The following is a 12,477-nucleotide window of genomic DNA, read 5'->3' as shown; positions in this document are numbered from 1 at the left end:
GAAGTTAGGTGAATCACCTAACTTCTTTTCTTTGTAAATCAGCTCAGAACGCCGCAATTAGCTTTTTCGAAAAGTGGCTCATATCTCAGAAAATTAGCTCTCAATTTCGAAAAGTTGCTCACATTTACGGAAGTTAGCTCCCATCTTCGAAAAGTAGCTCCCCCTTCGTTTCTCCAAAGATACTATGTTCAAACTCACCCCCAATTTTGTCTGAACTTCTATAACTTATCAATCATCACCTTGCAAAATTGAATTTTACTCTGAAAGAAAATTGATTTTTATAACTGTTTAAAGGACGGATTATCAAGTTTTAGCGCTTTGACGTTTTGTTAACCAAAATTTATGATTAGGTAAAAAGGAGAGAAAACATATCAAACAGCGTAAACCACCAGTTCCATTAAAAATATTAGATGCGGTAATTCCTCGTCTCGATTATCGAACAGAGGCACTGCCCCGAATGAGAGTGAAGGCTGCACAGATGCAAAAGGGGTATAACGGCGAACGTAAATTGGATTACCATGTACGAAGTTTGCCGGACAATTTCACTGTTTTAAATGACATCACACTTCGTCTTTTTGATAAAAAATTTCAAATGGATACGGTCATACTTTCTGCTCTAGCTATTTATATTATTGAGGTGAAAAGCTATGAAGGAACGGTCACATTTGATACTTCTCTTAAACAATGTTTGCAACATACCGGTGAAAAATTGCTAGGATATAAATACCCTATAACGCAAGTTGAGATGAACGTCTATCATCTGATGAGATGGCTGCAAAATCGTGGACTAGCGGGAATTCCAATCTATTATTTCATCGCCTTTGCGGAGCAGAGTACGATCATTCATGTAAAAGGGGAGGAAGAGAGCATCAAAAAGGTAATGGCTTATGTGGAAGAAATTCCGCTTAGAGTCATGAAAATGGATGCGAGCCACAGTAAACAAAAAACAGTAAATCAACAATTAAAAAATAGAATTGTAAACGCCATTCTAAGTGAATGCGAGGATTTTACATATGATGTATTAGAGGAATTCAATATTAATAAGCAACAGATCCAGCCGGGTATCCATTGTCCTCAGTGTAGGAAGCTTGGGATGAAGCGAGCATACGGGAGGTGGCAATGTCCGAGCTGTAATACTAATTCAAAAGATGCACATAATCGCGCATTGCAGGATTATTTCTTATTATTTGGAGATACCATAACGAACAAACAATGCAGAGAGTTTTTGGGAGTAAACTCAAGATATCTTGCGACAAGGATCCTGCAAAATTAAACTTTATTACACAAAAAAGTACACAAAATTGGATTTTTGTTTAAAAGTTGCGCGATGCAAGGGTGAAGTCGCTCGATCGCGTCAGAAGTTGCGCCATTCAGGTTGAAAGTTGCGCGATCGCATCGGAAGTTGCGCAATGCAAGTTTAAAGTCGCGCGATCGTGCTGAAGTTGCGCCATTCAAGGGTGAAGTCGCTCGATCGCGTCAGGAGTTGCGCCATTCAAGTGTAAAGTCGCGCGATCGCGTTGGAAGTTGCGCGATTAAAGTGTAAAGTCGCGCGATTGCTTTAGAAGTTGCGCCATTCAGGTTGAAAGTCGCTCGATCACGTCAAAAGTTGCGCGATGCAAGTGTAAAGTCGCTCGATCGCATGAGAAGTTGCGCCATTCAGGTTGAAAGTTGCGCAATGCAAGTTTAAAGTCGCGCGATCGTCCTGAAGTTGCGCCATTCAGGTTGAAAGTTGCGCGATCGCATCGGAAGTTGCGCCATTCAAGTGTAAAGTCGCGCGATCACATCGGAAGTTGCGCCATTCAAGTGTGAAGTCGCGCAATGCAAGTTTAAAGTCGCTCGATCGCGTCAGAAGTTGCGCAATGCAAGGTGAAGTCGCACGATCGCATAAGAAGTTGCGCCATTCAGGTTTAAAGTCGCGCGCTCGCGTGAGAAGTTGCGCCATTCAGGGTGAAGTCGCGCTATCACATGAGAAGTTGCGCCATTCAAGGTGAAGTCGCGCGATCACATCGGAAGTTGCGCGATGCAAGGGTGAAGTCGCTCGATCGCGTCAGAAGTTGCGCAATTCAAGTGTAAAGTCGCTCGATCGCATCAGAAGTTGCGCAATTCAAGTTAAAAGTCGCGCGATCGCGTCGGAAGTTGCGCAATGCAAGTTGAAAGTCGCGCGATCACATCGGAAGTTGCGCCATTCAGGTTTAAAGTCGCGCGATCGCATCAGAAGTTGCGCAATCCATAGCCGATAGATTTTAATATAATAAAAAAAGACTTCTTCACTCGAAGAAGTCTTTCCTAATAAAATATTAATGTTTTTGCACAGTAATGGTCCAAGCTGCAACATCAGTTTGTTCAAAATTAGTAATGCTATGTCCAGCTTCAGCAGCCCAGCGAGGAATGCTTTCAGTTGCCTGCGTGCAGTCAAATTCGATAACTAACTCATCTCCGCTATTAATTTCTTCGATAGCTTTTTTTGCTTCAACTAATGGAAATGGGCAAACTTGACCCATCACTTCTAATTTTTTTTGCATGGTGTAAAACCTCCTGAATTAATTAAATTTTCCTAAACCTTCATTATAAAAATCTATTTTTCTAGTTAATTTGCCTCTAAGTTCCTGTGCTCTCAATTTTAAGTGTAAACTTCACAATTTAAGCAGTAACTGCTTTACCATCTACACTAACTTTTTTCTTCGCTTGAGGACGGATGAATACAAAATACGAAGCAGTCCATGTGCCAAGCATAATGAATAATAAGGAAATCCAACCTTGCCAAGTCATCATTGCTGTCATGACAAGTCCATTTCCGATCGAACATCCACCAGCAAGACTTGCACCGAATCCCATTAAATTACCACCTAAAAAGCTCGTTATTCCTGTTTTTGCATCTGGCATTCTGAATCGAAATTCACGGCTTCCACTTGCAGCTAAAAATGAACCGAGTAATATTCCAAGAACTAAAAAGACGCCCCAATTGATATAGGACATATCTCCGCTAATCGCAAACTGTAAAATATTTGCTGATGGAGCGGTAATCCCGAGTCCGAACATTCTGCCAGTCGCGGCACTTAGCGGCCATGCTAAAATTGCGATAAGACCAACTAACATTGCAGTAACGAATGGATGCCATCTTTTCTCGAATAAAATATGCATAATTCCTGTATGTCGTGGCTTCATCGTTGGTATCACGATCTTCGGTTTTTTGAGTTCTTTATAAACGATAAAACCTACAATTGCAACAAAGAAAATGATTAATACTCCAACTGGAATTCCAGAACTATCTGCGATCGAATTTGTCGGCAACTCAATTGAAGTTAAAGATGTATTAACAGGTGCTAAAACGCCAGTTCTCATAACTGCACTCATAAACATATACCCAAAAAGCGCAATCCAACTGCCGAGCAATCCTTCACCAGCACGGTACCACGTTCCAGTTGCACATCCTCCGGCAAATATGATGCCAATTCCGAAAAGGAATGATCCAACTATCGTAGCTAGCCAAGAAAAACTTCCCGCTGAAAATTCAATCACACCAAAATGAATTAATGAATAAACACCTACACTCTGTACCGCGATTGCGATTAATAGTGCATAAAACATCCGATTATCTTTAGCGATATACATATCGCGAAATCCACCAGTTAAACAGAAACGGCCCCTTTGCATAACAAAGCCAAGTAATGCTCCACAAATGAGTCCCGTTAAAATCATATAAAACATTCTCGTTCTCACCTCAAATTATTAATCGTAGTAACTCTATAAGAATTATAAGTTAAGTGTAGAAAATTGTCAAGGTGACGCAATTGAAGTAGATACTTTAAATAGAAGCACCCGTATAAAGCAGTAAAATTATGAAAAGACAATTCCCCGCGAAAAACTTCTCACTATCAAACTTCAACTTAAGGTCTCATGTTGCCAATATGATCATCTGCTGGGCTAAGGAAAAATCCACTACGCTTTGCTTTGGAGTCACTTTACGAATTGCATCTTCAAGAAAAAATGAAAACAGACGCTCTAAGGTAGTATTAAAGGAGGGTTGATGTGATGAGTAATTAGATTGCCTCCTCAAAATTATCATGAAGCTCAAATTGAATAATGAAGTCTAATTAGTGAATCTGTGGAAAATTCTTATAGGACAAAGAAAGAAATTGAAAACACTTTGATAAAAACGTTCATATTGGATCATAGAAAGTTAAAAATTTATTAACTCGGTAGGAGCTTAAACTGTGTACTTTTAAAGTTTTAAAATACAAATTGGATACAATTATATTAGCTTTAAATTTAAGATTGGATACAATTTTACGAATAAACTCTTAAATAAACGTATAAATACGTCAAATACCTATAATTTTGTATACAAAAGTCTATTGACAATTTTCTAACAATTATGTTATTGTATATATTGTATCCAATATGAAGGTTAGAAGGAGTATTATTATGGTTAAACAAAATAATAAAAGTCATTCGACAACAGTCCATGAAGTTATAAAGGAAATAAGAAAAGAAATATTAAATGGTACGTTAAAAGAAGGGGAAAGACTTATACAAGATGAGTGGGCTCAGAGGTTAAATGTAAGTAGAATGCCTATTCGAGAAGCGCTGACTCATTTAGAAATGGAAGGACTTGTAGAGATTAAACCTCATAAAGGTGCGATAGTAACCCCGATTACACAAGAAGATATTGAAGAGATTTTTAACCTCCGATGTATGCTTGAAGCAACAGTAGTTGAAAAGTCTTTGCCGTACCTAACTGAAGAAGATGTAACATTATTAGGGGAAGTATTAATAGAAATGGAAACGCTTAAACTAACGGATGAAACGAATGATAAATATAGCAAATTGAATGCTAAATTCCATGCTATTCTGCATAAGGATTGTCCTTGGCCTAGAGCTAAAAAGTTTGTTGATAATCTGGGGATTTCTCCTATTGCGCCTAAACTATTAGAACCCTACTATGAAAAGACTCAGCAAGACCATCGACGCATTTATGAGGCTGTTTTACGTAGAGACCCTCAGGAATTAAGACTAGCTATGGAATATCATTTAACAAGAACCAAAAATAACTTATTAAAAGTAATTCAACAAATGAATGATGAAAAAAATAAAAATGAATCTATCTAATTAGAATATTAGCTTTCACCGAAGAGGAGGTTATAGATTTGGTTTTAAATATACTAAAATCACATCGATCTGTTCGAAACTATAAGTCTACACCTATCAGCGATCAAGAATTTTATGAACTTTTGAATGCTGCACAATATGCGGCAAGTTCCAACTTCGTCCAAGCTTATTCGGTTATTCAAATTAAAGACAGAGAAAAAATTAATAAGTTGGGGGAACTTTCCAGTAATCAACAACAATTTAAAACGGCTGCGTTATCATTAGTGTTTTGCGCTGATTTAAATCGAGCAAGACATGCAGTCTTAAGACATGGCGAAGAAATAAAAGGTGGTACATTAGAAAACTTTTTAGTTGCCGCTATTGATACGGCTTTACTAGCACAAAATTTTGTGATTGCTGCTGAGTCTAAAGGATATGGAATCTGTTTTATAGGAGGAGTTAGAAATAATCCTCGAGAGATAAGCGATCTGCTCTCTCTTCCTGATCATGTTATCCCTCTTTTTGGCTTAACTGTAGGAGTTCCAGATGAGCAAAATGAAGTAAAACCAAGACTACCGGTGAAAGCCATTGTACATACGGATGATTATGATGAAACTAAATACGAACAAATATTAACAGAATACGATGAGGTAATTTCAAATTATTATAAAAAGAGAACTACAAATAGTAAGGAAACAACTTGGAGTCAGGTTATGACGGATTTTCTATCTGACAAACGAAGACCATTTTTAAAAGATTTTGTATTATCAAAAGGATATCTACAAGAAGAAAAATAAGGGTGATAATGATGGACAATTTAGGATACTATAAAAATCCTACACAAATTACATACGGAGTTAATGCTTTAAAAGAAGTGAAAAAAATCATCGATGGACAAGGTATTAAAAATGTGCTCATTGTAACGGATCCGGGCTTGATGAAAACGGGATTGATTGATGATTTATTGCAATATGTCAACCATGTTAACTATAAAATTTTTAGTGAATGTCAGCCAAATCCTACTGTTTCAAACTGTAATAACGCATTGGATATGTTAAGAGAAGTAAAAGCCGACCTCGTAATAGCGATAGGTGGGGGCAGTTCGATGGATGTAGCGAAAGCAGTTTCACTGCTTGCTACAAACGGAGGGGAAATCAAAGAGTATGAAGGAATTGATACGTTTAACAAAGATTTACTACCTTTGATAGCGATTCCAACGACTGCTGGTACTGCTAGTGAAGTTACTAACTTTACAGTAATTACAGATGAAGAAAGAGAATACAAGTTTACAGTGGGTGGAGTGAGATTAGCACCTAAATGGGCAATCTTGGATCCAATGGTTACATTAACATTACCATCGCACATTACAGCTGCAACAGGTTTAGATGCTCTAGTCCATGCAATAGAATCATATACCTCTAAAATGGCGAATCCTATTACGAAAACATTAGCGAGGGAAGCAATAAGAAAGATAAGTAGAAACCTAAGGCAAGCTGTTTATAATGGTGATACTTTAAAATACCGCGATGAAATGTTGATGGGCAGTTTGCTAGCAGGCTTGGCATTTAATAATACAAGACTTGGAAACTGTCATGCTTTAAGCCATCCTGTAAGCGCTATATATGGTGTTCCTCATGGGGTTGCTAACGCAATATTAATCCCTCATGTTATGGCATTTAATATACTAGCAGTCCCAGAACTATATGCAGATATTGCTGAAGACATGGGAGAAGTTCTTGATAATTCAACAGTTATGGAAAAAGCATATAAAGCGGTTGAATCAGTAAGAAAACTAGCTAAAGATATAGGAATACCAGAAAGTTTCGAATCATTTGGAATAGATTCTAGCAAAATAGAAAAAATGGCTGAAGATGCTATGCTAAGTGGAAATATAGCCGTAAATCCAAGAATTACCCGTTATGACGATGTTATTAGGTTATATAAACAATCAATAGGAGGAGAGAAATGAAATTATTCAATTTAGAAGGGCAAACAGCAGTTGTTACAGGTGGAGGAAGGGGGCTTGGAAAATCAATTGCATTAGCACTTGCACAGGCTGGTGCAGATGTTGTACTGGCTAGTAGAACTGAGGAAGAATTGCAAAAAGTGTGTAATGAAATTAAAGAAAAATATGAGAGGAAAGCGCACTATAATACAGTAGATATTCAAAATAAAGAATCCATTAATACGTTTATAGATGACGTGATAGAAAAGGAGGGAAAAATTGATATATTAGTAAATGCCGCTGGAACGAATGCGAGAGATAAATTGGTTAATCTTGAAGAAAAAGATTGGGATTTAGTTATGGATGTAAACTTGAAAAGTGTTTATTTAGTATCAAAAGCGGTCATTCCTCACATGAAAAGACAGAAATTTGGGAAAATTATCAATATTGCTTCCTTGACGAGCGAAATTGGATTTCCAAATATGCCGGTCTATGCAGCGAGTAAAGGTGGAGTTTCTCAATTAACAAAGGCAATGGCAGTAGAATATGCAGAAGATGGAATATACACCAATGCAATCGGCCCTGGCTATTTCAAAACAGAAATGACAAAAGTATTGTTTGAGGATAAAGAAAAAGTAGAGTGGATGAAATCAAGAATCCCTCTGAAAAGAATAGGCGAAGAAGAAGATTTACAAGGAACTGCAATATTCTTAGCATCAAGTGCTTCTAATTATATTACTGGACAAACCATTTACGTAGATGGAGGCTGGTTAATCAGCTAAAAACTTACATAGAGGAGGAAACGAGATATGAAAAAAATATCTAGTATGTTACTTATTGTAGTCATGTTGTTTTTAACAGCGTGTGGAGGAGGTTCAAAAGGTAGTTCGGGGAGCGATGATGGACCGATCAAACTTGGTGCTTTATTTCCATTAACAGGTGATTTAGCTTTGTTGGGTGAGGAAAGTTATCGAGGTGCAGAATTAGCTGTGGAAGAAATTAATGCAAATGGTGGAATAAATGGAAGAGAGGTTGAACTTGTTAAAGGTGATGCGGTAGATCCGGATGCAGCACAAGCTGAAGCAAATCGATTGATTAATCAAGAAAACATTCAGTCCATAGTAGGTTCTTATTCAAGTGGAATTGCTTTTGCAGCTAGTGAAGTAGCGGAAAGAAATGGAGCTTTATACTGGGAATTGGGAGCGGTTGCAGATAATGTGACAGACCGAGAGTACCAGTCTATCCTTCGTACAAATCCACCAGCTTCTATGTTTTCTGTTGTTCATATTAATTTTATAAAAGATGTAGTTGCAGCTGAATTAGGAAAAGATTTAAGCGATATAAAGGTTGCTATTGCCCATGAAGACTCTTCATACGGAACAACTATTGCGGATGAAGCAGAAAAATTAGCTGAAGCAGAAGGAATTAATGTTGTTTCTATCCAACCATATAGCTCGACATCAAATGATTTAACATCTGTTATTTTAAATATTAAAAAGGCAGATCCTGATGTATTAATTGTTGTCTCTTATATTAATGATGCTATATTAATCTCGCGTCAAATGAAAGAACTTAACGTAGAAGTCCCTGTCTTTATTGGTTCAGGTGGAGGACATACGATGACAGACTTTGCGGATGCGGTTGGCGAAAATTCCGAGCATATTTTGAATGTGGACTTTCCACAATATGAAATTAATAAAGATGCTACTCCTGGAATGGAAGAGTTCTTAGCTGCTTATGAAGAAAAATTTGGTTCCGAACCACGCTCTGGTCATTCTTTAGCAAATTATATGGGAATGAAAGTAGTTTTAGAAATCATTGAAGAAGCTGATGGAGAGCTGGATCCTGAAAAACTACGCGAAGTTGCGATGAATTACAAGGTTGAAAAAAATACAACTGCAACAGGCTGGGGTGTTGAATTTGATGAGGTATCTGGTCAAAACAAGTTAAGTGAACCATATATCACCCAGTGGATTGATGGAGAACTAATTACTGTATATCCAGAAGAGGTTGCGATAGAAAAACCGAAAATAACTAAATAGACCATTTAAGCAAAGCAGCTATTTCAAGAAAACTGCCTTGGAGTAGCTGTTACTATTCATAAATTGAGGTGAAAGGAATGTTATTAACTCAAACAATTATTTCTGGTCTGATGATAGGAGGGATATACGCTCTAATTAGCATGGGGCTGAACTTGATTCTCGGAGTAGTAAGAATTATAAACTTTGCTCATGGTGAATACTTAATGATTGCAATGTATGCAAGTTTTCTTCTTTATTCAACACTAGGGCTCGATCCTTATTCGTCAGCAATTATCGTAATTATTTTGTTATTTTTGATTGGCTTAGCAACACAAAAGCTAGTAATAGAACCAATTTTAGATACACCTGCATCAACAAAAATTTTCGTAACACTAGGACTATCAATTGCCCTTCAAAACTTAGCTTTAATGCTGTTTAATGCTAACCATCGAACAGTTCATACTGCATATCAAAGCAAATTAATTAATATTGGCGGAATAACGATGAGTCTTCCAAATATTGTTGCGTTTATATCAGCTATTGTAATTGCAATCGCATTGTATTTTTTCTTGCAAAAGACGATGGTAGGTAAAGCGATACGAGCAGTAGCTATGCAACGTGATGCTGCATATCTGGTAGGGATAAATGTAAAGCGAATCTATATTCTTGCCTTTGGAATTGGTACAGCCTTAGTAGGTTTAGCGGGATCGATGTTAATGCCAATTTATTCAGTATATCCAACAATCGGAACGACCTTTGTATTAATAGCTTTTGTCGTGGTGGTATTAGGGGGAATGGGTAGTATGTTCGGAGCGTTTTATGGAGGATTATTTATTGGTGTTGTTGAAGCACTATCCGGACTTTTGATTTCCCCAGGCTTAAAAGAAGCGATTTATTTCATAATATTTATTCTAGTTTTACTAGTTCGTCCTGCTGGCATATTCAGTAGAGGAAAAGGTTCAGAGGAGGTCGGATTAGAATGATGAATAAAATACTCTCACAAAAGTTTTTACTGATAGGGATAATCTTGGCAGCATTAGTACCGCTCATATTTGATAATCGATTTTATTTAAATATTTTTATCTTAATCTTGTTGTTTGCTACAGTGGCTAACGCTTGGAATGTATTAGGAGGTTATGGTGGACAATTATCTTTAGGTCATGCAATCTTTTTCGGTCTAGGAGCTTACACATCGTCTCTTCTATTTCTAAAATCAGGGCTATCTCCATGGCTTGGTTTATTAGCAGCTGTTTTAGTTTCCATTATTGCTGGGATTGTAATTGGATTTCCAACATTTAGGTTAAAGGGTCCTTATTTTACATTAGCGACTATAGCATTTGGAGAAGTAATCAGACATATAGCCTTATTTTGGAGGAGTTTAACGAATGGATCGATGGGAGTAAACATCCCATTTGAACCTTCCTTTACAAATATGATTTTTAAAGAGTATGAAACATATTATTGGCTTGCATTAATTCTGTTTTTAATAAGTCTCTCCTTTATGTATTGGGTTGATCGGACAAAAGTTGGTTATTATTTGCGAGCAATTCGTGAAGATCAAGACAGTGCTCAAACTTTAGGAATTAATACAACAAAATATAAAATGATTGCAATGATTTTAAGTGCAGGTTTGGCAGGTGCTGCTGGAGTTTTATATGGACAATATATGCTCTATTTTGAGCCTGAAAACATATTTAATTTGAATTTGTCAATTGAGTTTGTGCTTATTGTAATTGTTGGAGGCATTGGAACAATTTATGGACCATTACTTGGTGCAGCAATTGTTATCCCATTAAATGAGATATTAAGATCTTCATTTCCAATGTTGAATGGAATGAACTTTTTTATCTATGGAATTGTACTCATCTTAATTGTAGCCTTTTTACCCAATGGATTACTCCCATTTTTAAAAGATTTACTTAAAGGAAAATTACTAAATCGGAAACGTGTTAAATCAAAAATTGTAGAGGATTAAAAAGAGGGGGTGGAAAGAATGTTATTAGAAGTAAACAATGTCTCTAAACATTTTGGAGGCGTTAAAGCAGTTAACAACTCCAGTTTTACTGTTGGAAAAAATGAAATCGTTGGAATTATAGGTCCTAACGGTGCAGGAAAAACAACTTTATTTAATTTGATCTCTGGGAATTTCCCTGTAACCAATGGAAATATAAATTTTAAAGGCGAAAATATTACGAATCAAAAACCATATATTTTATGCAAAAAAGGTATCGGCCGAACATATCAAGTTGTAAAACCTTTTGGAAATATTACAGTTTTGGAGAATGTTATTGTTGGTGCTTTTAATAAGATTAATAGTAAAGATGAGGCTAAAGAATATAGTTTAGAAATTTTAAAAAAAGTAGGCTTATACGAGCAAAGAAACCAAATAGGGAAAAGTTTAACTTTAGCTAATAAAAAGAGATTAGAAGTAGCAAAAGCTCTTGCTACTCAACCGGAATTACTGTTATTAGATGAAGTAATGGCCGGATTAAATCCAACCGAAATAAAAGACGTTTTACCAATGATTCAATCATTAAATGATGATGGAATTACCATTATTCTGATAGAGCATATCATGGAAGTGGTCATGACTATTTGCGATCGTATTATTGTTATTAATCACGGTGAAAAAATTGCAGAAGGGACTGCAGAGGAAATTGCAAATAATGACAAAGTAATTGAAGCCTATTTGGGAGGTGAAGCTACGAATGCTTAAGTTAGATCAAATTAATCTTTCATATGGAGAAGTTCAGGCACTCTGGGATGTTTCACTAGAAGTAAAAGAAGGAAGCATTGTAGCATTATTAGGCGCAAATGCTGCAGGAAAGTCAAGTACCATTAATGCAATATCAGGATTGTTTAAACCTTCAAGTGGAAAAATTTCATTCCAAGGGAAAGATATTACTTCACTTAGCCCTAATGAAATAGTAGAAGAAGGTGTGATCCAAGTACCTGAAGGAAGAAAGCTATTTGACTTTATGACTATTCAAGAAAATCTCGAATTAGGAGCTTATAATAAACGTTCTCGAAAAAACTTGAATAAAAATCTTAAAATGGTTTATGAAATGTTCCCTATATTAGAAGAAAGAAAAAATCATCTCGCGGGGGAGATGAGTGGTGGGCAACAACAAATGTGTGCGATTGGTCGGGGGTTAATGTCTCAACCTAAATTACTAATTATTGATGAACTATCATTAGGATTAGCTCCCATTTTGGTTCAAGATCTTATGAGCTCATTAGTTGATATTAAAAACTCAGGAATTACCATATTCCTCGTTGAACAAAATGTTAACTTATCATTACAAATAGCTGATTACGCATTTGTACTGGAAAATGGAACCGTAACTTTAGACGGAACAGCGGAAGAACTTTTGGATAATCCTTATTTAAAAAAGGCATACCTAGGAATCTAGAGGAGTGTTT

General features: G+C 36.5%; 12 protein-coding genes. 10 read left to right on the top strand and 2 right to left on the bottom strand.

The window, feature by feature from the left end:
• Positions 1 to 478 precede the first annotated feature (478 nt).
• Positions 479 to 1,273 carry a nuclease-related domain-containing protein gene (locus SPD48_RS13155; RefSeq protein WP_336258584.1) on the top strand — a complete coding sequence of 265 codons (795 nt, stop codon included), beginning with the start codon at positions 479 to 481 and terminating at the stop codon, positions 1,271 to 1,273.
• Positions 1,274 to 2,297: 1,024 nt separating this feature from the next.
• Here the strand turns inward: SPD48_RS13155 and SPD48_RS13150 are convergent.
• Together SPD48_RS13150 and SPD48_RS13145 are read right to left on the bottom strand one after the other, a co-directional pair.
• Positions 2,298 to 2,522 (bottom strand): sulfurtransferase TusA family protein, encoded by a 225-nt coding sequence (locus tag SPD48_RS13150; RefSeq protein WP_336258583.1) that lies wholly within the window; start codon positions 2,520 to 2,522, stop codon positions 2,298 to 2,300.
• A gap of 118 nt (positions 2,523 to 2,640) precedes the next feature.
• The gene (locus SPD48_RS13145) at positions 2,641 to 3,708 is read right to left on the bottom strand and encodes a YeeE/YedE family protein (RefSeq protein WP_336258582.1); all 1,068 of its coding nucleotides are present in this window, start codon (positions 3,706 to 3,708) and stop codon (positions 2,641 to 2,643) included.
• Between the two features lie 717 nt (positions 3,709 to 4,425).
• Between SPD48_RS13145 and SPD48_RS13140 the strand changes: the two genes are divergently transcribed.
• The 9 genes from SPD48_RS13140 to SPD48_RS13100 all read left to right on the top strand — a co-directional run bounded on the left by SPD48_RS13140 (position 4,426) and on the right by SPD48_RS13100 (position 12,467).
• Entirely contained in the window at positions 4,426 to 5,109 is a 684-nt protein-coding gene (locus tag SPD48_RS13140; protein WP_336258581.1) for a GntR family transcriptional regulator, read from the top strand.
• A 32-nt stretch (positions 5,110 to 5,141) separates the two neighbouring features.
• A complete protein-coding gene (gene nfsA, locus SPD48_RS13135) occupies positions 5,142 to 5,885 on the top strand; it encodes an oxygen-insensitive NADPH nitroreductase (RefSeq protein WP_336258590.1) in 744 nt (247 codons plus the stop codon).
• Between the two features lie 11 nt (positions 5,886 to 5,896).
• Positions 5,897 to 7,057, top strand: coding sequence for an iron-containing alcohol dehydrogenase (locus tag SPD48_RS13130; RefSeq protein WP_336258580.1), 1,161 nt, complete (start codon positions 5,897 to 5,899; stop codon positions 7,055 to 7,057).
• Complete coding sequence (locus SPD48_RS13125; RefSeq protein ID WP_336258579.1) at positions 7,054 to 7,815, top strand: SDR family NAD(P)-dependent oxidoreductase; 762 nt, start codon at positions 7,054 to 7,056, stop codon at positions 7,813 to 7,815. Before SPD48_RS13130 ends, SPD48_RS13125 begins: the two co-directional genes overlap by 4 nt.
• A 27-nt stretch (positions 7,816 to 7,842) precedes the next feature.
• Positions 7,843 to 9,075, top strand: a complete 1,233-nt coding sequence (locus SPD48_RS13120) for an ABC transporter substrate-binding protein (protein WP_336258578.1) — start codon at positions 7,843 to 7,845, stop codon at positions 9,073 to 9,075.
• A 77-nt stretch (positions 9,076 to 9,152) separates the two neighbouring features.
• The gene (locus SPD48_RS13115; RefSeq protein WP_336258577.1) at positions 9,153 to 10,037 is read left to right on the top strand and encodes a branched-chain amino acid ABC transporter permease; all 885 of its coding nucleotides are present in this window, start codon (positions 9,153 to 9,155) and stop codon (positions 10,035 to 10,037) included.
• On the top strand, positions 10,034 to 11,029 hold the full coding sequence (locus tag SPD48_RS13110; RefSeq protein ID WP_336258576.1) for a branched-chain amino acid ABC transporter permease: 996 nt from the start codon (positions 10,034 to 10,036) through the stop codon (positions 11,027 to 11,029). Before SPD48_RS13115 ends, SPD48_RS13110 begins: the two co-directional genes overlap by 4 nt.
• Positions 11,030 to 11,047: 18 nt before the next feature.
• Complete coding sequence (locus SPD48_RS13105) at positions 11,048 to 11,770, top strand: ABC transporter ATP-binding protein (protein ID WP_336258575.1); 723 nt, start codon at positions 11,048 to 11,050, stop codon at positions 11,768 to 11,770.
• Positions 11,763 to 12,467, top strand: a complete 705-nt coding sequence (locus tag SPD48_RS13100; protein ID WP_336258574.1) for an ABC transporter ATP-binding protein — start codon at positions 11,763 to 11,765, stop codon at positions 12,465 to 12,467. Before SPD48_RS13105 ends, SPD48_RS13100 begins: the two co-directional genes overlap by 8 nt.
• Positions 12,468 to 12,477 lie beyond the last annotated feature (10 nt).

The organism is Pseudogracilibacillus sp. SE30717A (assembly GCF_037071985.1).
Lineage (GTDB): Bacteria > Bacillota > Bacilli > Bacillales > Amphibacillaceae > Pseudogracilibacillus.
The sequence above is the reverse complement of the archived record's forward strand: the minus strand, read 5'-3'. Positions and strand labels throughout refer to the sequence as shown.

What these genes read in the sequence shown, in the direction of transcription:
- SPD48_RS13120 (WP_336258578.1), top strand. Translation starts at nt 7,843, where the DNA reads ATGAAAAAAATATCTAGTATGTTACTTATTGTAGTCATGTTGTTTTTA.
- SPD48_RS13150 (WP_336258583.1), bottom strand. Translation starts at nt 2,522, where the DNA reads ATGCAAAAAAAATTAGAAGTGATGGGTCAAGTTTGCCCATTTCCATTA.
- SPD48_RS13125 (WP_336258579.1), top strand. Translation starts at nt 7,054, where the DNA reads ATGAAATTATTCAATTTAGAAGGGCAAACAGCAGTTGTTACAGGTGGA.
- SPD48_RS13115 (WP_336258577.1), top strand. Translation starts at nt 9,153, where the DNA reads ATGTTATTAACTCAAACAATTATTTCTGGTCTGATGATAGGAGGGATA.
- SPD48_RS13145 (WP_336258582.1), bottom strand. Translation starts at nt 3,708, where the DNA reads ATGTTTTATATGATTTTAACGGGACTCATTTGTGGAGCATTACTTGGC.
- SPD48_RS13140 (WP_336258581.1), top strand. Translation starts at nt 4,426, where the DNA reads ATGGTTAAACAAAATAATAAAAGTCATTCGACAACAGTCCATGAAGTT.
- SPD48_RS13105 (WP_336258575.1), top strand. Translation starts at nt 11,048, where the DNA reads ATGTTATTAGAAGTAAACAATGTCTCTAAACATTTTGGAGGCGTTAAA.
- SPD48_RS13155 (WP_336258584.1), top strand. Translation starts at nt 479, where the DNA reads ATGCAAAAGGGGTATAACGGCGAACGTAAATTGGATTACCATGTACGA.
- SPD48_RS13100 (WP_336258574.1), top strand. Translation starts at nt 11,763, where the DNA reads ATGCTTAAGTTAGATCAAATTAATCTTTCATATGGAGAAGTTCAGGCA.
- SPD48_RS13110 (WP_336258576.1), top strand. Translation starts at nt 10,034, where the DNA reads ATGATGAATAAAATACTCTCACAAAAGTTTTTACTGATAGGGATAATC.
- SPD48_RS13130 (WP_336258580.1), top strand. Translation starts at nt 5,897, where the DNA reads ATGGACAATTTAGGATACTATAAAAATCCTACACAAATTACATACGGA.